This window comes from Actinomadura sp. 6K520 (genome assembly GCF_004349245.1).
Lineage (GTDB): Bacteria > Actinomycetota > Actinomycetes > Streptosporangiales > Streptosporangiaceae > Spirillospora.
Genome location: NZ_SMLC01000144.1, coordinates 1 through 18,801 on the forward strand (window position 1 = coordinate 1; position 18,801 = coordinate 18,801).

At 70.9% G+C, this 18,801-nt stretch carries 17 protein-coding genes; 9 read left to right on the top strand and 8 right to left on the bottom strand.

The annotated features are described in order from the left end of the window. The coding region (locus tag E1289_RS28480) for a helix-turn-helix domain-containing protein (protein ID WP_131985585.1) at window positions 1-180 on the bottom strand (180 nt) is incomplete at its 3' end. A gap of 61 nt (window positions 181-241) precedes the next feature. On the opposite strand from E1289_RS28480, the gene E1289_RS28485 reads away from it, so the two are divergent. Continuing rightward, window positions 242-808 (top strand): DinB family protein, encoded by a 567-nt coding sequence (locus tag E1289_RS28485; RefSeq protein WP_131985587.1) that lies wholly within the window; start codon window positions 242-244, stop codon window positions 806-808. Continuing rightward, window positions 805-1,242: a VOC family protein gene (locus tag E1289_RS28490; protein WP_131985589.1), complete on the top strand. Its 438-nt coding sequence runs from the start codon at window positions 805-807 to the stop codon at window positions 1,240-1,242. The genes E1289_RS28485 and E1289_RS28490 overlap by 4 nt, the downstream gene beginning before the upstream one ends. 146 nt (window positions 1,243-1,388) lie before the next feature. Here E1289_RS28490 and E1289_RS28495 read toward each other — a convergent pair whose 3' ends face one another. Continuing rightward, a complete protein-coding gene (locus E1289_RS28495; protein ID WP_131985591.1) occupies window positions 1,389-2,315 on the bottom strand; it encodes a tetratricopeptide repeat protein in 927 nt (308 codons plus the stop codon). A gap of 238 nt (window positions 2,316-2,553) precedes the next feature. Between E1289_RS28495 and E1289_RS28500 the strand changes: the two genes are divergently transcribed. Then, window positions 2,554-3,618 (top strand): DUF2332 domain-containing protein, encoded by a 1,065-nt coding sequence (locus E1289_RS28500; RefSeq protein ID WP_131985592.1) that lies wholly within the window; start codon window positions 2,554-2,556, stop codon window positions 3,616-3,618. A gap of 70 nt (window positions 3,619-3,688) precedes the next feature. Here E1289_RS28500 and E1289_RS28505 read toward each other — a convergent pair whose 3' ends face one another. Next, a complete protein-coding gene (locus tag E1289_RS28505) occupies window positions 3,689-4,372 on the bottom strand; it encodes a hypothetical protein (RefSeq protein WP_131985594.1) in 684 nt (227 codons plus the stop codon). 125 nt (window positions 4,373-4,497) lie between these two features. After that, window positions 4,498-4,851: a helix-turn-helix domain-containing protein gene (locus E1289_RS28510; protein ID WP_279487993.1), complete on the bottom strand. Its 354-nt coding sequence runs from the start codon at window positions 4,849-4,851 to the stop codon at window positions 4,498-4,500. 161 nt (window positions 4,852-5,012) lie between these two features. Here E1289_RS28510 and E1289_RS28515 point away from each other — a divergent pair, with 161 nt between their 5' ends. Together E1289_RS28515 and E1289_RS28520 are read left to right on the top strand one after the other, a co-directional pair. Further along, entirely contained in the window at window positions 5,013-5,927 is a 915-nt protein-coding gene (locus E1289_RS28515) for an NAD(P)-binding domain-containing protein (RefSeq protein ID WP_131985596.1), read from the top strand. 38 nt (window positions 5,928-5,965) lie between these two features. After that, window positions 5,966-6,463: a pyridoxamine 5'-phosphate oxidase family protein gene (locus E1289_RS28520; protein ID WP_131985598.1), complete on the top strand. Its 498-nt coding sequence runs from the start codon at window positions 5,966-5,968 to the stop codon at window positions 6,461-6,463. 34 nt (window positions 6,464-6,497) lie between these two features. Here the strand turns inward: E1289_RS28520 and E1289_RS28525 are convergent, their stop codons facing one another. The 4 genes from E1289_RS28525 to E1289_RS28540 all read right to left on the bottom strand — a co-directional run bounded on the left by E1289_RS28525 (window position 6,498) and on the right by E1289_RS28540 (window position 15,019). Continuing rightward, entirely contained in the window at window positions 6,498-7,253 is a 756-nt protein-coding gene (locus E1289_RS28525) for a hypothetical protein (protein WP_131985600.1), read from the bottom strand. Window positions 7,254-7,288: 35 nt separating this feature from the next. Beyond that, complete coding sequence (locus tag E1289_RS28530) at window positions 7,289-12,172, bottom strand: DNA repair ATPase (protein WP_131985602.1); 4,884 nt, start codon at window positions 12,170-12,172, stop codon at window positions 7,289-7,291. A gap of 105 nt (window positions 12,173-12,277) precedes the next feature. After that, a complete protein-coding gene (locus E1289_RS28535; protein WP_131985604.1) occupies window positions 12,278-14,311 on the bottom strand; it encodes a flotillin family protein in 2,034 nt (677 codons plus the stop codon). 36 nt (window positions 14,312-14,347) lie between these two features. Then, a complete protein-coding gene (locus E1289_RS28540) occupies window positions 14,348-15,019 on the bottom strand; it encodes a hypothetical protein (RefSeq protein WP_131985606.1) in 672 nt (223 codons plus the stop codon). Window positions 15,020-15,574: 555 nt separating this feature from the next. Here E1289_RS28540 and E1289_RS28545 point away from each other — a divergent pair. The 4 genes from E1289_RS28545 to E1289_RS28560 form a co-directional block, all read left to right on the top strand. Next, window positions 15,575-16,597, top strand: a complete 1,023-nt coding sequence (locus E1289_RS28545) for a sulfotransferase (protein WP_131985608.1) — start codon at window positions 15,575-15,577, stop codon at window positions 16,595-16,597. A gap of 453 nt (window positions 16,598-17,050) precedes the next feature. Then, on the top strand, window positions 17,051-17,308 hold the full coding sequence (locus tag E1289_RS28550; protein WP_131954036.1) for an acyl carrier protein: 258 nt from the start codon (window positions 17,051-17,053) through the stop codon (window positions 17,306-17,308). Beyond that, the gene (locus E1289_RS28555; RefSeq protein ID WP_131985610.1) at window positions 17,308-17,931 is read left to right on the top strand and encodes an SGNH/GDSL hydrolase family protein; all 624 of its coding nucleotides are present in this window, start codon (window positions 17,308-17,310) and stop codon (window positions 17,929-17,931) included. The genes E1289_RS28550 and E1289_RS28555 overlap by 1 nt, the downstream gene beginning before the upstream one ends. Before the next feature lie 74 nt (window positions 17,932-18,005). After that, the coding region (locus E1289_RS28560; protein WP_165970645.1) for an SGNH/GDSL hydrolase family protein at window positions 18,006-18,801 on the top strand (796 nt) is incomplete at its 3' end.

The following is an 18,801-nucleotide window of genomic DNA, read 5'->3' on the forward strand; positions in this document are numbered from 1 at the left end:
GCCCACCCCCGCCGCCGCGTGCACCGGATAGCCGAGGGTGCGCAGCCGCTCCACGTCGCGCCGCACCGACCGGTCGGTGACCCCCAGCTCGGCGGCGAGCTCCGCGGCGGTCCAGGACGACCGGCGCTGCAGCAGCCCCAGCAGCCGCAGGACCCGCTCGGTGGTCGCCTCGACACTCACGCGCCCAGCGTCCCACAGATCACGGAAGGATCCTGTCCGCTATATGGGGCAGGTTGAACCCATGACCGACCTGAAATGGAACCCGAGCCTGCGGGACCAGATCACCTGGCACTGGACGAACCAGCTGCGTCCCCGCATCGACGGGCTCACCGACGAGGAGTACTTCTGGGAGCCGGTTCACGGCTGCTGGAGCGTCCGCCCGCGCGGCACCGGCACCGCGCCGGTGCGGGCCGGTTCCGGGACGATGACAATCGACTTCGCGTTCCCGGAGCCCGACCCGCCGCCGTTCACCACGATCGCGTGGCGGCTCGCGCACGTCGTCGTCGGCGTCCTCGCGATGCGCAACGCGTCCCACTTCGGCCGCGCGCCCACCGACTACCAGGCGTTCGAGTACGCCGAGACCGCGGACGCGGCGCTCGCCCAGCTGGACGCCGAGTACGCCACGTGGCTCGCCGGAGTCGAGTCCCTGGGCGAAGCGGGCCTCGCCCGCCCGTGCGGGGAGGCCGAGGGGCCGTTCGCCGAGGACCCGATGGCGAGACTGGTCCTGCACATCCACCGGGAGCTGATCCACCACCTGTCCGAGGTGTGCCTGCTCCGCGACCTCTACCTGCACCGGGAGACCCGATGACCCGCGATGTCCAGATCACTTTCGACTGCGCCGACCCGGCCGCCCTGTCGGCGTTCTGGGCCGAGGCCCTCGGCTACCGGCTCCAGGACCCGCCCGGGGACTTCACGTCGTGGGACGAGGCGCTGGAGGCGATGGGCGTCCCGCCCGAGAACCGCAACGACGCCTCGGCGGTCGTCGACCCCGAGGGCTCGGGCCCGCGCCTGTTCTTCCAGCGGGTACCGGAGGGCAAGCAGGCGAAGAACCGCGTCCACCTGGACGTGCGGGCGGCCCCGGGCCTGGAGGGCGAAGACCGCATGAAGGCCTTGGAGGCGGAGGCCAAACGCCTCGTCTCCCACGGGGCCGCCCGGGTCCGCCGCCACGACCCCGCACCCCCGATGCAGTTCGGGCACATCGTGATGACCGACCCGGAAGGCAACGAATTCTGCCTCGACTGACCGTGATGGTGTTCGTGGTGACGCCGCCGGGCGGCGGCGAACCGTTCGGCGACTGATCGGCATGACGCGTCGTTCCGCTGATCGCGGCGGTGCGCGATGTTCCTCCGGCCGGCGGCGGCCAACGCACGGGGCCGTGTTGACGACGGTCAGCCTCTTATCGGGTACTTACGGAGAATCCGGTTATAGTCTCGGCTCCTGCCGAGGTTCTGGCAGACGTCCAGCAGGGTGGTGACCGCGTTCCGGTAGTCCTCCTCGTAGGTCGGGTTGTAGCGGGCGGCATCGCGGTAGAGCTGGATCGCCGCTTCGAAGTTGCCCACGGCGCGCGTCTGCTTGCCCTCCCTCAGCCAGATGGTGGCGATCATGAGGGTGACGTCGGCCTGCTCGCCGGTGAAGATCTCCGGTTCCCGCTTGGACAGGCGGCGGAACAGCCACGAGGCCAGCTCGAACCGGTTGCGGGCCTCCTTGAGGCGGTTCAGCTCGAGAAGGCTCAGCCCGAGCGTCCGGTGGTTCTCGGCGAGGAGGACGCGCCCGTCCGGGTCCCGCCGCTCCAACCGCTCCAGCCCGGGCTGTGCCTGCTCCGCCTGCTCGACCGCGGCCTGGTGATCTCCGAGCTTCTGGAGGGCCAGCGCGTGGAGGCGAGATGCGTGAGCCGCAAGATCCTGGGCCGCGTCCGTTCCCTCGCGGGCCAGCCGCCGGCCCAGGTCGCGGACTTCCTCGATCGGCCCGAGCGCCTCCTGGGCGCCGTCGCGCTTGAGCCGGTGCTCGGCCAGATCGATGAGCGAGGTCGCGAGCGTGTACAGGGACTCCGGATTGGTCTCGGTGCTGAGTTCGCGTAACAGGCGCACGGCCGTCGCGAAAGCCTCCTCGGCTTCGGCCTGGTCCGCGGTCAGCCCCAAATGGGTGCCGCGGAGCTTCCAGGCGATCGCGAGCTGGGCCTGGTATCTCGCCGGCGCCTCGGCGGCCAGCGGCCCGAGCGCCTCGACCAACTCCTTGGACGCCACCAGTGCCGCGTCTATCGAAGGCGGGTTCTCTGCCCGTTCCTGCAGTGTCCTCAGGTGTTCGTCGTCCGACACGGCCATTCCCCGGTGGAGTAGTGAAGCCCGTTCGGTTCCGTATTGTGGAGTGTCCCTTTTCAGGGTGAGCCGATACCTATTCGGGACGGATATGCCGATGCTAACCAGGCACGGGGAACGCGGATAGGCGACTGGTCTGGCCGGACCCGGCCGTGACTGCTCGGCCGGAGAGTCCGTCCGATGAGGGCGCCGGAGGAGATGGCTAGGATCACCGGAATGCCGAAGAATCGTCCTGTCCGTGGGTAAGGCCCGCACGCTCGCCCAGGTGTACCGGCGCTTCGGTGAGGCGGACGCGGCCGGATCATCGCCGCTGTACGGGCGCGTCGCCGTCGCCGTGAGCGAATCCGACGAGGCCCTGCGCGCGATCGAGGCGGCACCGGCGCGCAAGCGGCACCCCACGGTGATCCTCGCCGCGCTGCACGACCTCGCCCTCGCCGGCCGGGCCCCGGCGCTGGCGGCGGCCTACACGTCCGGGGACGGCGACGCCGCCGCCGGCGCGGCGATCGACACGCTGCTGAGCATGACCGACGCGGTGGCGGCCATCGCCGCGCGCCGCAGGACACGGACCGGCGAGACCGGACGCTACGCCGTCCTGTACCCGGCCATCACCGAGGCGGCGCGGCGGATGGGCGCGAACGCGGTCGGGCTGATCGATGTGGGGTGTTCGGCCGGGCTCAACCTCAATGTCGATCGCGTCGGCATCACCTACGGCGACGGGCGATCGCTGGGCGACCAGTCGTCTCCGGTGCGGATGTCGGCTTCGATGGTGGGGGAGCGTCCCGTCCCGGCGGGGGCGATGCCCGAGGTCGTCGCCCGCGTCGGCGTCGGCCTCGACCCGGTCGACGTGACCGACGCGGACGAGGCCCGCTGGCTGCTCGCCTGCCTGCCGCCGGACCGGCCCGAGCAGCTCGCGCGGCTCGAAGCGGAGATGGCATTGGCGGCGTCGGCCCCTCCGGCACTGCTGCAAGGCGACGCCGTCGAGGTGCTGCCCGAAGCCTTCGCCCGCGTGCCCCCGGACGCCCTGGCCGTGGTCACCACCACGTGGGCACTGTCGGATTTCCCGCTTGAAGGCCGCCTTCGCTTCCTCCACCGCCTCGACGAAACGGCGGCGCACCGGCCGGTGGCCTGGGTGTCGGCGGAAGGCGTCGGGGTCGCGCCTGCGATACCGACCTTCGGTGACCGCCGCGCCTCCGGCCACAGCATCATCGGCGTGGCGGTGCTCGACCACTCAACCGTGCACACCGAGGCAATCGGCCGCTGCTGGTCACGCGGCCGCCTGCTGTCCTGGCTGACGCACTCCTGAGAACCCGCGCCGACCGAGGTGCGGGCCGCCCGGTGACGGACGGCCCGCACGATCCCCCCGATGAACGCGGTCAGAACTTGCCGGCCTTGATGTCCGCGAGCGTCACCCGGGACGTGTGGTAGTAGATCGTCCTGGAGGGCGCATTCGGGGCCTTGCCGGAGAAGGCGACGGGCCGACCCGTGGCCGCGTCGATGACCAGTGTTTCCACGAACTTCCCGTGGGCGGGCCAGATGTCCGTCACCGTGAGCGTGGGCCGTCCGGCGGTGGTGGTCTTGGTGACCTCGACTCTCGGCATGGACGCCATGATGCGGAGCACCCCGGCCCGGACCTGGGGATTCTCCGGCGCCGCGATCAGCGCGTCGATGGAGTTCGACCAGATGTGGTTGTCGGTGATCTGCTTCTTCTGCTCGGGGCTCAACGGCCTCGACGTGTGCCCCTCGTCCAGGACGGCCCTCTTCTTGAGCTTTTCCGCCATTTCCCGCATCAGATCCGGCTTCATACTCGGAGCGCGGCCGGCGGCGGCCATCCGTGCGCGGGCAGTGCCGACATCTCCCTTCACGGCGTAGAGCGCCACCGCTATAAGGCCCTTGAAGGCGTCGTCTCCCCTGTTCTTGACGATGGCCTGCCGCAGCGCTTTTCTGTCGTTCCCCCAGTAGTAGGTGCCGTCGTCGGTGAACAGGCCGATGCCGTTGGGGCTCGGCTGGTCACTGGTCGGCGACTGGTTGTGTATCTGCAGCGTGGCGTCGCCCGGCATCGTGGGCCGCAGACGCCGAAGCCGCCGCAGCGGAGCGGTGTGACTCCTTCACCAGGTGGCGGGGAACATGCGGTGTTTGAGGAGGGCGTCAACCTGGTCGCCCGCAGCGGCGGGGTCAGAGCTGATCAACGGGCGTCGCCCCAGGGGATGGTTTCGATGCGGGCGATGTGCTGCTCGCCCCACTCGCCGAGGGGCGCCATCGCGGTGTTGAGGGAGCGTCCGAACTCTGTCAGTGAGTACTCGACCTTAGGTGGGACCTGGTGGTAGACCTCGCGGTGCAGCAGCCCGGTGGTCTCCATCTCCCGCAACTGCAGGATCAGCACCCGCTCGCTGATGCCGGGAACCGCGCGCCGCAACGCCCCGAAGCGCAGAGGCCCGTCCTGCAGAGCGAACAGGATCAGTCCCTTCCACTTGCCGCCCATGACGGCGATGGCGGCGTCGAGCCCGCAGGTGAACGTCCGCTTGTTCGTCTTCTCCACCAGGACCCTCACTTACATTCTTGTTGGTACCCGACAAAATAGTAGGTACTTGAGCGAATGTTTGTGCAGGCACCAGCATGGACCGGGCGCCGCCCCGGACCGTCACGGCAAGGGCGGCGCGCAACTCCGACTCTTCTGCCAGCGACTGGAGCATGCACCCGATGGAGAATCAGCCGACCCCGGTCACCGTCATCGGGCTGGGCGCGATGGGCACGGCACTTGCCGCGGCCTTCGTCCGGGCCGGGCACCCGACCACCGTGTGGAACAGGACCGCAGCCAAAGCCGCGCCTCTCATCACCATGGGTGCAGCGCACGCCGGGGCCATCGACGATGCGGTGGCGGCAAGCCCGCTGGTCATCACCTGTCTGACCACGTTCGACGGCACCCGGCTGGCCTTGGAGCCGGCCGCCGCGTCATTGCGCGAACGAGCCCTTGTCACGCTTAACAGCGGTTCCCCGGCCGATGCCCGTGACACCGCCGCCTGGGCCATCGGCCATGGCGCCCGGTTCCTGGCCGGAGCCGTCAAGAACGTGCCCTCGGCCGTGGGAGCGCCCGACACCCTGCTGTACTACAGCGGCGACAAGACCGTCTTCGAGGACTTCGAGACGACGCTGCAGGCACTGGGCGGCGACACGGTCCACCTCGGCGATGAGGCCGACCTGGCCGCCCTCTACGAGATGGCGGTGGGCGCACTCCTGCTGCCCGCGCTGGTCGGCTTCTTCCAGGGTGCCGCCGCTGTCCGGGCACGTGGACTCGAGGTGAATTCCATGGTCCGGTTCACCGGCAAATGGCTGGACATGATCAAAACCCTGCTGCCGGTCTATGCCCAGGAAATCGACAGCGGCGACTACACCAACGCCGCTTCCTCGGTGAACCTCTTCCTGGCCGGTGTTCCCTACGACGAAGACCTGGGCAAGGAGACCGACGTCGACACTGCCTGGCTGGCACCTTTGCATGACCTGGTGAGGCGGGCGGCCGAAGCGGGCCATGGCGACCACAGCATCTCCGCCCTCACCGAAGTGCTCAGGAAACCCCGATGTCGAGAACGACCGGGGGGCTTCGTCCCAGGAACATGAGCGGCCACGACGGGCCGCCCGGGCGACGGAGGAAGAGCATGGAGCAGCACGAGATCAACGAGATTCTGAACCGGCCGCTGAGCCAGGAGATGCTGGCTCGCGACCTGACCCGGCTGGCGTACGTCGCCGAGGACGGCACGCCGCGCAACATCCCGATCGGGTTCACCTGGAACGGGGCGGAGATCGTCATGTGCACCGCGACGAACGCGCCGAAGCTGCGGCACCTGCGGGCGAACCCGATGGTCGCGCTGACCATCGACACCGAGGTCCACCCGCCGAAGATCCTGCTCATCCGCGGCCGGGCCGAGCTGGACCTCGTCGAGGGCATCCCGGACGAGTACCTGCAGATGAACGGCTCGTACGAGATGACGCCAGAGCAGCGGGTCGAGTGGGAGGCCGGGGTCCGCTCGCTCTACGACGGCATGGTCCGGATCGTGGTGACGCCGACGTGGGCGAAGCTGATCGATTTCGAGACGACGCTGCCGAGCGCGGTCGAGGAGCTGATCCGGCGGCAGGAAGAGCGCGCGCGGGCCTGAGAGCCGGAGCCGACCACCTCGCCGCAGGAATGGTCTAGCCGGTTTCCCAGGGGCGGCCTGCCGCCGAGATCGGACGGCGCTTCCAGACGACGTAGATGCGGGCCGCCACGGTGAGGACGGCGGCCATGGGGAGCCAGACGGCCGTCACGGCCCAGAGGTTCTCGCCCGCGCCGCTGGCCAGGACCGGGGAGAACAGCCCGGCGAGGAACAGCGCGAAGGCCAGGCCGAGGGTGGCGACCTGGCCGGGCGTCGGGTCGGGGAAGGCGCGGCGGCGCAGCAGCCGCCAGGTGCACGCGACCGTCATGAGGACGCCGCAGGGGACGAGGATCAGCGCGCCGATCAGGACCCGCGTGCGCATGTCGGCGGGGGCGGCCTGTGTCCGCTGCGACGCGCCCTCCGCCGAGACCTCGGTCAGCCTTCCTCGCCAGATGGTGCCGGTGACCCGGTCGCCCTCGTCCAGGGAGTTCAGCACGGGGTTCCTGTTTGCGAAGGACGCATCCCACCTGTCACCGTCCGCGTCCGTCAGGACGGCCCGGTCCGACTGACCCCTCTTGTAGGTGAGGCGGATGTCGGCCACGGTGAACTCCTCCGTCCAGCGGCACTCGGCGGGTTCGCGCGGCGGGGCCTGGCAGCGTGCCGCCGACTCGTAGGCGCGCAGGTCGCGGACCCCGTCCGGGGCCTCCGCCGCGACGATGAGGGCGGCGGCCGCCACCAGCCCGAGGCCGGCCAGCAGGTTGAGGACGGTCATGACGATGCTGCCCAGCATCCAGCGGAGGGAAAGTTGACTCATGTCTTCGGGCTGTCCTACCTCGTGGATCGGGAGCGTCAGCGGGTGGGGCGGAGGGCCTTCTCTATGGCGGTCAGTTTGTCGGCCAGGTGGAGAAGGGCGCCCACCGAGGGGTCCTCCTGGTTGCCGGCGAGGGTCTGGGCTCGCTGGTAGGCGTCCTTGATCTCCGTCCAGCGGGTCTGCTGGACGGGGGTCAGTGTGCCGCGCAGTTCGGCGAGTTTGAGCATGTTGGCTTCGGCGTCCGAGGTGAGGGTCTGGGACTCGGCTCGGTAGTGGTCGTCTATGGCCGCTTCGAGTTCGGCGGCGTTCATCACCGGCAGGACGCGTTCGGCGAGTTTGTTCATGTCGCGGTAGGAGCCCTGCAGGCGGAACGGGGGCTCGGTGCGGGCGGAGTCGTCCTGGGCCGCGGACGCGATGTAGGCGCGGTTGACCGTCAGGACGACCCGCTGGACGTGAAGCAGCTTGTCCAGGACGGAGAGGATCTCGTCCAGTTCCGCCTGGGAGTACGGGTGGGACAGGCGGTCGGGCCGGACGGTCTGGTCACCCGACGCCATGCGCACCAGGAGCTCGATGTCGGAACGGTCATGGTTGGTGAGCGGCGCGAGGACGGTGTTCGAGGTCAGCGCGTTCTCGATGTAGCTGAGCGCGAACAGGTCGTCCTTGCCGGACAGGACGTCGCCCAGGTTCCACACGTCCGCGCGGTTGGCGAGCATGTCCGGGATGCGGAAGCGGTGCCCCGACTCGGTGTACGGGTTGCCGGCCATGCAGACCGCGAACCGCTTGCCGCGCAGGTCGTAGGTGCGCGGCTCGCCGTCCTTGACGCCCTCGATCCGGCGCTGGGCGTCGCACAGCGGGATGAACTTCTGCAGGAGTTCGGGCGAGGTGTGCTGGATGTCGTCCAGGTAGAGCAGGACGTTGTTGCCCATGTCGAGGGCGAAGTTGATCTTCTCGACCTCCTGGCGGGCGGTGGCGCTGGGCGCCTGGGCGGGGTCGAGGGACGTGACGTCGTGGCCGAGGGCCGGGCCGTCCACCTTGACCAGGGCCAGCCCCAGGCGTTCGGCGACGTACTCCATGAGGGTCGTCTTGCCGTAGCCGGGCGGGGAGATGAGCAGCAGCATCCCCATCTGGTCGGTGCGCCTGCCCTCGCCGGTGGTGCCGAGCTGCTTGGCGAGGTTGTCGCCGATCAGCGGCAGGTACACCTCGTCCACCAGGCGGTTGCGGACGAACGCGCTCATCGTGCGGGGCTTGAGCGCCGCGACGCCGAGCCGCTTCTCCTCGGTGGTGATGAGGTCGTTCCGCTGCCGCTGGTAGACGCGGAAGGCCGGGACGCGCTCGGCGCGGAAACGCTCCGTGCGGGCGAGCAGCTCGTCGAGGCGGAGGTCGAGGTGGCGGTCCGTGATGCGGGGGTGGTCGCCGAGCAGGTCGTCGATCGTCGCCGACAGGGCGGCGGGGGAGTCGTAGCGGGCGGACGGGCAGAGCAGCGTCGCCACGGCCTCGGGGACGTCGGCCTCGTCGCCGTCCGCTCCCGTCCCGAGGTAGGAGCGGAGCCACGCCTCCGCGAGCTGGTGGCGGGCGGCGAGGGTTCCGGCGCCGCGCAGGTCGTCGTCCAGCGCGTTCTCCCCGAGCGCCTGCCCGAAGCCCTTGAGCAGCGTGCGGGCTCCCTGGCTCGTGACGAAGCCGTCGGGGGCCGTGGCCAGCTCCTCGATCAGGTACTCGGCGGTGAGCGGGTCCGGCGCGGCCAGGCCGCCGCGCTCGGTGAAGGCGGTGACGGATGCGGCGAGTTCGGCCGTCAGCTCGGCCAGCGCGCCGGTGTGGCCGAACGCCTCGCGGGCCCGGACGAGGGAACGCGCGCGGGTCGTCCAGGTGGCACGCTCGGCCTCGTCGACGCCGTGGGTCCAGAAGAGCCGGGCGGCGGCGCGGGCCGGCGACGGGTAGCGCAGCAGGCCCGCGTCGGAGCGCAGCCGCAGCAGCGTCTCCAGGATGCGGGCGGCGTCGTGGTCGTGGACGCCGCGCTCGTAGCCCTCGTCGTACCGGTCGGCGGCGGCCTCCCGGACGACGGTCAGCAGGCGGCCGTCCTCCGCGGCCCGGTGCAGCCGGCCGGCGTCGGTGTCCGCGAGGATCGACGTCGCCAGGTACTCGGCGCGGTAGGTCTCCGGGGTCTCCGAGACGAGGGTCTGGTTCCACAGGTGGCGGGTCGCCGCGAAGCCCGCGTCGCGGACGGGGGCCCGGTAGTCGGTGCCGGTGATCGCGAAGGCCACCGTGTCGCGGTGCGGGACGAGGGTCAGCTCGATCGGGCGGGTGTTGACCGCGAACCGGTGCCGCCCGAACCGGATCGACCCGCCGTCGTCGCCGTACAGGTCGAGGCGGTCGCGCAGCGCCCGCCCGGCCTCCTGGCGGGCGGCCTTGACCCGGCCCTCCAGCTCCTCGGCGCGGACGCCGTCGTCCAGGGCGCGCAGCTCCTCGGCGATCCCGCGGAGCCGCGCGACCATCGGGTCGGTGGCGAAGTAGGTGTTGACCTCGTCCGGCGACCCGAGGGCCGCGGCGCGGCGGCGGACGCCGGACAGGATGCGGTCGGCCGACTCGGTGAGCCGGTCGGTGCGGCGGGCGCGCTCGTCCAGGAGCGTCTGCTTGCGGGACGAGAACGCCTCGTACACCTCGGTGCGCTTCGTCTCCAGCTCGGCGAGGAAGTCGTCCAGTTCGCCGAACCGGGCCTGCAGCGTCTCCAGGCGGAGGAGCAGCCGGCCGAGCTGCTCGTCGCAGCCCTCCGGCGTGGCCGCGCCGGCGAGGGCGCCCGCGATGGACTGGTCGAGCAGGCCGAGCTCGGCGGCGAACTCGGCGCGGCCCTCGCGTCCCAGCAGGTCGCGGCGCCGGTTGTCCAGGACGGCGCGGGCCCGGTTGAGGCCGCCGAGGACCTCGCCGACGCGCTCCAGGATCGCGGTCCGCGCGGTCGCGTCGGTCAGGTCGAGGTCGCCGACGACCCCGGTGACGACCTCCAGGCCCTCGTTCTGCGCGTCGAGGAGGTCGGCGAGGGGGACCGCCTCGGCGGCGGTCCCGATCGCGTGCGCCGCCTCGGCGATCCGCTCCACCTCGGCGTGGTAACCGGTGAAGGCGTCCTCGCGCTGGAGGAACTCGACGGCGCCCTGACCCGCGTCGCGGAGCTCCGCCTGGACGGTCTCGGACAGCTCGTCGATCCGGGCGAGGTCGATGTAGCGGACGTCGCGCAGCGTCTCCAGGTGCCCCTGCGCGCGGCGGAACTCGGCGAGCCTGCCGATCCAGCCGTCGGCGGACGACGGCGGCTCGGCCCGGGCACGCCTGACCAGGGACGCGATGTCGCCGGCAGCCTCGGAGACGGCGGCGGCGGCCTGGTCGGTGAGCGCGCGGACCTTCTCGTACTCGTCCAGGACCTGGCCCGCGATGGTGCGGACGTCGGCGAGCGGCGCGGCCACGTCCCCGAGGTCGTCCTCGGCGAGCCAGTGGTATAGGTCGGCGGTGCGTGTGCACGCCGAGATCAGCGCCTCGAACACGCGGGTGGACGGCGACATCTCGTCCACCATGCGGGTGACGGAGAGGCACTCGGAGATTCCGCGGACCAGGTCGGCGTTCCCGACGCGCTCCAGCGGGCCCGTCCCCACGGGCTGCGCGGCGGCGTGCGCGTCGGAGAAGAACGGGCTCCGCCAGATCTGCATCGGGTGGACGCGGGCGGGCTCCGCGGAGAACGCCCGCATCACCGCGAGCGTCCCGTCCTCGAACAGCGAGTACCCGTGGCACGTGATCGGCGTGGTGACCTGCTTGCGGATCACGTTGTACGGCAGCAGCAGCGACCGGCCGTCCTCCCGCGAGTGGAACACGTAGAGGACGTCCTCGCCGTTGGGGGAGCGGACGACGGTCTCGTACTCCAGGCCCGTGACGTCGGTGTCGAACGTCTTCGCGGCGCCGGTGTCCAGGTAGTACCCGCCCGGGAAGATGATGCCCTGGTCGTCCGGCAGCCTCCGGCACGCCTGCGCGATGCCGTCGAGCCGCACGACCTCCTTGGTGCGGACGTTGAACACCAGGTGCCGCCACGCCGTCTCGTTGTACGGGCGGATGCGGAGCAGGATCAGCGCCCCGACCCGGGCGTGCAGGATGTCGGCGTCCGCGAGGGACTGCAGCGGCTCGTCCACCGGCTCGGAGTAGACGCCCGTCCCGCTGTCGGTGTTGTCCTCGATCTTGACGGTGAGCGTCCCGCCGATCGTCTCGACGAACACCTCGCCCTCGACCGAGATGTGCGGGTGCCGGCCGAGGACGTGGTCGTCGCGGGTGGTCTCGACCCAGTCGACGTCGTGCGCGGCCGGGAACGCGTGGTCGCGCTCGCCCTGGTTGTCCTCGTACGCGACGGTGCCGTCGGGCGCGGTCCGCCACCGCAGCACCCGGAGATCGGACAGGCGCGGGCCGGTCTGGAACACCGCGAGCAGCCGCCCGTCCACCAGCCGCAGCTGGAGCAGCCGCGCCTGCCGGTAGTACCGGTACATGTCGGCGAAGTCGCGCTGGAACCTCGGGTCGTCCAGCAGGCCCGGCACCGCCTCCGGCCCGGTCGGGACGAACGCGATGCCGTCCCCGTCCCGCGTGAAGCGGTGCAGGGAGAACACGTCGTCGACCGTCGTCTCCGGCTTCAGCCCGAGGAAGACGTTGTAGCCGAACAGCATCACCCCGCCGAGCGCCACCACGTCCCGCGGGACGCAGTTGTGCGCCGTCCGGATCTGCTCGGTGCCCGCCAGCCGCAGCTCCGCCCCGCCGAAGACCTCCAGCCGCCGCGCGTTCAGCGCCTCCGCGCGCCGCGCCAGCTCCGCCGCGTGCTCGGCGAGCCGCGCCCGCAGCACCTCGTACGTCCCGTGGTCCAGTTCCGCCCGCCCGGCCTCGGCGGCCTCGCGCACACCCTCACTCACCCGTCACTCCCGTCTCTTCTCTCCCGCACACCCCTGGTCCCCCCGCCGGCGGGGCGGCGGGCCGCCGTCCCTAGGGCCTGTGACGGCGACCCGCCGGCATCGGTGTCAGTTGCCCGCGGCCGTGCCCGTGGTCAGTTCGGTCCCGTTGGCCTGCGGCAGCGGCGCGTCCGCCACGCCCAGGCGGCGGGCGGTGTCCAGGAGGTCCTGGAGACCGGACGTGTCGGGGCCGCCCGTCTTGATGAGGCGCAGCAGCAGCGCCGACAGGGTCAGGTCGCGGACGCCGCCGGTGTCGACCGAGCCGAGCAGCCTGGCCACGTCGTCGGTGAAGCTGCCCGAGCCGTCCAGCCAGGGGCCGGCGACGGACCGCGCCACCTCGGAGTTCTGCACGAAGCCGTCCACGCTCTTGCCGAGCGCGATGGAGCCGACGAGCCGGTCGAAGAACACGCTGTCGCCGCCGACGATGTTGATGTCGGCCGACTCCAGCCCGGCCGCGACGACGCTCGCCTGCGCCTCGGCGACCTGCCGCTGCACGTCGATCCCGGCGAGCCGGATGTCCTTCTCCGTCTCCAGCCGCAGCCGGTACTCCTCGTGCTGGCGGGACGCCTCGTCCAGCGCGGCCATCGCGCCGGCCTTCTCGTTGAGGCCCTCCGCCTCGGCCTTGAGGCCCTCGCGGATCCGCGCGGCCTCGGCCATCGCCTTCTCCCGCGCGACGGCGGCCTCGGCGCGGCCGACCTTCTCGATCGCGGCGGCCTGCTGCTCCTGCACCTGGACCTCGGCGAGCCCGGGCGCGGCGGCCTCGGCCCGCAGGCCCTCGGCCAGCCGGATCTTGGCCTGCGCGTCCATCTCGGCGGCCTCCTGCCGCGCCTGCGCCATCGTCAGCTCCTCGCGGGCGCGGTGCTCGGCGGCGGCCTCCGCGGCCTCGGCGGCCTTGATGTCCTTGACGAGGTTCTCCTGCGCCTCGGCCTCCGCCTGGATGATGACCGCCTGGCGGGTGCGCTCGGCCTCCTCGACCGTCCGCAGGCGCTTGATGCCCTCCTCCTGCTCGGCGACCGTCCGCTCGACCGCGATCCGCTCCCGGACGACGTTCGCGATCTCCCGCTTCTCCGCCTCGACCTCCTTGTCGGCGGCGATCCGGGTCAGCTCCGTCTCCCGCTCGCGGCCGATGACCTCCAGCAGGCGGTCCTTCTCGATCCGCTCGCTCTCGATCGCGAGGACCCGCTCCTTGTTCTTCGCGGCGACCGAGACCTCCCGCTCCTTGTTCTCGTGCTGGACGCCGAGCTGCTCGTCGGTGCGGATGTGCGCGGTCTGCGCCCGCAGCCGCTCCTCGGCCTTCACCCGCTCGATCTCCGCCTCCTCGCGCGCCCGGACGGTCTCGACCTCGCGCTCCTGGCGCAGCTCGGCGTCCGCCTGGCGGCGCTCCAGTTCGAGGATCGCCTCCCGGGCCTCCACGTTCTGGCGGGTGATCTCCTTCTCCTCGTGCCGCGCGTGCTCGTTGGTGCGGACGTGCTCGATCGCGGTCAGCTCGGTGATCTTGCGGATGCCCTGGGCGTCCAGGATGTTGGACCTGTCCAGGGACAGCAGCGGCGTCTGCTCCAGGTAGTCGATCGCCGCGTCCTCAAGGCTGTAGCCGTTCAGGTCCGTGCCGATGACCCGGATGATGTGGTCGCGGAACTCGTTGCGGCGGGTGTAGAGGTCGGCGAAGTCGAGGTGCTTGCCGACGGTCTTCAGCGCCTCGGAGAACTTGGCGGAGAACAGTTCCTGCAGCGTCTCCTGGCTGCTGGCGCGCTCGGTGCCGATGGCCTGCGCGACCTTCACCACGTCCTCGACGGTCTTGTTGACGCGGACGAAGAACGTGATGCGGATGTCGGCGCGGATGTTGTCCTTGCAGATCAGCCCTTCCCGGCCGGTCCGCTCGATATCGATCGTCTTCACCGAGATATCCATCATCTCGGCCTTGTGCAGCACGGGCAGGACGATCGCGCCGGTGAAGGTGACGTCCACCTTCTTGTATTTGGAGATGATGAGCGCGCGGCCCTGGTCGACCTTCCGGAAGAGCTTCTTCACCATCAGGACGAGCCCGAGGGTGACGAGAAGGACGAGTGCGAGGAGCACACCGGCTCCCATGGTGATGACGTCCATCGGAATCCCTGTCTGTCGGGGGGGCGGTCGCGGGGTCTAGCGGGCCGGGCGGTCGAACGCCGCGTCGTGCGGCATGACCCAGAAGAACTGGCCGGCCGGGTCGAAATCGAAGATCAGTGCGGTGCTGCCGGCGGTGAGGGCGGAGCCCTCCGCGTCGCCCGCCACGGCCACGTCCATCGCGGGCTGCCGCACCTGGACGATGGCGGACGAGCCGTCGGGCGCGGTGACCTCGGCCTGGCCGAAGTCCGGGCCCACCCGCCCGGTGCGGATGACGCAGGGCAGCCCGACGAAGTCGCGCAGTGACCCCTCGGCCGGGCGGCGGAGGACGCGGCGGAGCGGCAGCACGGCCAGCCGCGTCCCGGCCCAGGCCGCGATCAGCGCCACGACCAGGACGAGGGTCCGCGGGAGGGGGCCGTCCAGCAGCGCCGATCCCGCCAGGCTGACGAACCAGGCGAGGGGGATGAGCAGCGAGAGGACGACGGTGCCGGGGACGCCGCCGAGCCCGAGGAACGCGAACCACCCGGCGCCGGGGCCGTCCGCGTCCTCGGGGCCGGTGCCGGCCCCCGTGTCGGCATCGGCGCCGGCCCCGAGGAGGTCCATGTCGAGGCCGCCGAGCAGGACGAAGGCCCAGTACCCGGCGACGACCAGCAGAGAGAAACTGAAAAGCGCGGTCGGAAAACCGAACGCGACGGCAAGGAATTCACCCATGTGAATGCACGCTTCCGCGGTGAGACGTCGAAGACCGCGCCGGGCGCGCCGAATGCGCGCCGGCCCGTGAGGAAAGGCCCGCGAGGGGGCGGGGAAGGAAGCGGCTAGCTATCTGGGAAGTCGTGCGCCCAGGCCATGGCGATCATGCCGTAAGGCGGGGCGGGAACGCGCGGCGACGGAGGCGGCGCGACTATGAAGTGCCGGAAATTCATCCACCCTCCTGGTCGCAGACGTATGGCGTCTCGCCGACCAGGCTTCCCGGCACACCGGTAGTTAACTTAGCTTATTTCTCGCGATAAGGGAAGTCTGTTGTCGGATCGGTTGCGGTGCTCGGCCGCCGACCTCGCCGTTCACCCGCGGAGGATTGGGCGAGGAGCCGCCGCGTCTGCGGTGCGGCGACTCATCATTGGGCGTTCCGGCGCCATGATCGGTTCCCGTGACCTGGCCGCCGCGGGCCCGGGAACCGCGGCGAGATGCGAAACCAGGGGTAACTTTCAGGTTTCGTTGAGGTAGCGTTGGGTCTTCACTCAGCTATCCGGCGTACTTTGGCGCGCCATGACTCCGCAGACCAGCCGGCCGATCTTCATCATCGGCTGTCCCCGTTCGGGCACGACGCTGCTCCAGCAGATGCTGCACTCGCATCCGCGGATCGCGTTCCCGTCCGAGACCAGGTTCGTGCACACCTCGTACGAGGTGCGGCAGACCTTCGGCGACCTGGAGCTCGAAGAGAACCGGCGCAGGCTGGCGGAGTGGATCGTCAAGGGCAAGGACACCAAGTTCCACGTCCTCAAGCTGGACGCCGGCGAGACGATCGAGGAGATCGTGCAGGCGCCGCCGACGCTCGGGTCGGCCCTGGCGGCCGTCTTCCGCGCGTACGCCCGCAAGCACGGCAAACCGCGGTGGGGCGACAAGCGCCCCAGCTACTTCCGCCGGGTGCCGATGCTCCAGCGGATGTTCCCCGACGCCCAGTTCATCCATCTCGTCCGGGACGGCCGGGACGCGGTCAGCTCGCTGAAGCGGATGCCCTGGTACCACGGCGACACCTTCTCGGCGGCGCTGACCTGGCGGGAGGCGGTCGACACCGGGAAGCGGCTCGCCCGCCGGCTCGGCCCGGAGACCTTCTACGAGTTCCGGTACGAGGACCTCGTGGCCGAACCGGAGAGCTCGCTGCGGGGGCTGTGCGCGTTCCTCGGCGAGGAGTACCACCCGGCGATGACGAAGGCGTACGAGCACGCCCGGGAGACGGTGCCGTCCGCGCGCAAGTGGCACCTCCGGACGCACGAGGCGCCCAACACCCGCAACGTCGGCGCGTGGCGGGAGCGCCTGGAGGACTGGGAGGCGGACCTGGTCGAGCACGTCCTCGCCTCCCGGCTGCGGCAGCACGGCTACGCGCTGACGGGGGTGGCGCGCCCGTCCGCGGCGAACCTCGCCAGGTACCACCGGATCGCGGCGCACCGGTGGCGGTCGCAGCGGGCGCACGCGGTCCTGGACCGGCTGGCGGAGTCCCGCGACCCCAATCCCGTGGTCTCCCTCCTCACCGGGCCGGTGCCGGTGGACGGTGCCGCTGACCAGGCATGATTCCCACCGGGAAAGCTATGTCTGGCTGCGGAGGTAGCAGGACCTGACTCGTCCGTGATGGGGGAGTCTGCGAGGTTGTCCGAAATTCTCGTGGAACGTGCCGGTCTGCGTGGCCGGCCGGGTGCCCGTGCGGGACGGGTCTGCTGGGGAACGACGCAGGTGGGGTGCCGCGGTGGGGTCGCGGGTGAGCGGCGCATCCAGTGGGACGGGCGGTGACAGGGGTTTCCGGGCGCGCTTCCGGTGGGCCCCTTAACGGAAGTGGTTACCGATCAGTAACCTGGCGCCGATTTACCGTCTAACTGACTTAATTTACGAAACAGAGACATGGTTGTGTCCGATCGTTCACATGGGGACCTGCGACACATCGTCTATTTGCCGGTATCTTGCGTGTTGCTCGTCTTCCGATAGCTATCGCGATTGATTCGATGATCCTCTTACATAAGGAGGAATGCGGTGACCAGATCGGAAACTATTTCCCACGACGAGCTGCAATCGTGGCTTCTTGACAGGATCGCCTTCTACCTCGACCGGCCTGCCGAAAACATCGATCCAGGTGTCGAACTGGCGCGCTATGGCGTGGACTCCGTCTACGCCATCAGCATCATCAGCGACATCGAAGACCACCTCCAGGTCGAGGTCGACGTGGCCGAGGCCCGGCGCCGGGAGACGGTGACCGCCCTCACCGACTACCTGCTCGAACTCGTCGCGTGATGGCCGGCCGGCCGGGCGGCGGACCCGTCATGGTGGTGCTCGGCGACAGCGTCGCCGAGGGGCAGAACGACCCGGACCCGGCCGGCGGGTGGCTCGGCTGGGCCGGCCGGCTGGCCCGTGAGCTGGACGTTTCCCGCGAGGAGATGCTCAATGTCTCCGACCCGGGCGCGACGATCGAGGAGGTGGTCGGCACCCAGCTGCCCGCCGTCCGGGACCTGCGGCCGGGGCTCGTCGTGCTCGGCTGCGGGATGAACGACGCGCTGCGCGGGTTCGAGCGGCCGGCCGCCGCCGCCCGGCTGACCGAGCTGTTCGGCTGGGCCCGGTCGCGCGACGCGATCGCCCTCGCGATTCCGGTGCCGCGGCCGCCGCTGCTCGACCTGTCCCCGATGTCGCAGTTCCGCAAGAAGCGAACGGTGCAGCGCATTCACGACTTCAACGAGGAGCTCGCGCGTGCCACCCGCGAGTTCGGAATACCGTTTCCCGCGCGCGAAACGGTGACCAAGGTCGCCGATCCCGCGATGTGGAGTGCCGACGGAATCCATCTGAACCCGCGAGGGCACGCATATGTGGCGGAGGTGATGGCGAACTTCGCACGAAGCCTGCTCCGCGAGCGGGCGATATGAGCTCGGGGGCCGAACCGCACAAGTCTGGGATTGAGATGAAGAGACCATTCACCTTCGCCCGAGTCCCCCAGTCGATGTTGCTGATTCCGCTCGCGCCGATTCTCGCCGTCCAGGCATGGCGGACGGCCCGGCGCACGCCCCGGCTCGCACCCGCGACCGGTGACGAGCACGGCTTCGTCCCCGGCACCGACCCCGCCGCCGGTCCCGCCTACCGGGTCGTCGTGATCGGGGAGTCCACCGCGGTGGGGGTCGGCGCGTCCCGGCACGCGCAGGCGCTGCCGGGCTTCCTGGCCGAGGCGCTGCGGGAACGCCTGCGGCGCAGCGTGTCCTGGTCGGTCACCGGCGAGAACGGTGCCACGGCCCACCGGGTCGCGACCGGCCTCGTCCCGGCGAACGGCACCCCCGGCGACGGCACGCCCCCCGGGGGCGCGCCGCCCGGCGGCGCGTCCGGGGGACCGGGCGCGGACCTCGTGGTCCTGACCGTCGGGATCAACGACCTGATCCGGGGGCGTCCGCTGCGGCGGTGGACGGACGACGTGTCCCGGCTCATCGCCGCGCTGCAGGGCAGGTACGCGCACGCGACGCTGGTCGTCGCGGGGATGCCGCCCGTGCACCGGTTCCCGGCGATCCCGCAGCCGCTGCGCCTCGTCCTCGGCGCGCGGGCCCGGATCATGGACCGGATCATGCGCGACGCGGCCCGGTCGCGCGGTGCGGTCCACGCCCCCATGGACGAGGCGATGGCGCGCGACCGCCGGCTCTTCGCGACCGACGGCTTCCACCCGTCACCCGACGGCTACCGGGCCTGGGCCGAAGACCTCGCCCGCGCCGCCACCCCCACCCCGTCCCTTATACACAACTCCCAGCCCCCGA

Bases quoted from the DNA above. Each gene is read 5' to 3' on its own strand.
- E1289_RS28485 (WP_131985587.1), top strand. From the start codon at position 242: ATGACCGACCTGAAATGGAACCCGAGCCTGCGGGACCAGATCACCTGG.
- E1289_RS28490 (WP_131985589.1), top strand. From the start codon at position 805: ATGACCCGCGATGTCCAGATCACTTTCGACTGCGCCGACCCGGCCGCC.
- E1289_RS28505 (WP_131985594.1), bottom strand. From the start codon at position 4,372: ATGCCGGGCGACGCCACGCTGCAGATACACAACCAGTCGCCGACCAGT.
- E1289_RS28515 (WP_131985596.1), top strand. From the start codon at position 5,013: ATGGAGAATCAGCCGACCCCGGTCACCGTCATCGGGCTGGGCGCGATG.
- E1289_RS28520 (WP_131985598.1), top strand. From the start codon at position 5,966: ATGGAGCAGCACGAGATCAACGAGATTCTGAACCGGCCGCTGAGCCAG.
- E1289_RS28525 (WP_131985600.1), bottom strand. From the start codon at position 7,253: ATGAGTCAACTTTCCCTCCGCTGGATGCTGGGCAGCATCGTCATGACC.
- E1289_RS28535 (WP_131985604.1), bottom strand. From the start codon at position 14,311: ATGGACGTCATCACCATGGGAGCCGGTGTGCTCCTCGCACTCGTCCTT.
- E1289_RS28540 (WP_131985606.1), bottom strand. From the start codon at position 15,019: ATGGGTGAATTCCTTGCCGTCGCGTTCGGTTTTCCGACCGCGCTTTTC.
- E1289_RS28545 (WP_131985608.1), top strand. From the start codon at position 15,575: ATGACTCCGCAGACCAGCCGGCCGATCTTCATCATCGGCTGTCCCCGT.
- E1289_RS28555 (WP_131985610.1), top strand. From the start codon at position 17,308: ATGGCCGGCCGGCCGGGCGGCGGACCCGTCATGGTGGTGCTCGGCGAC.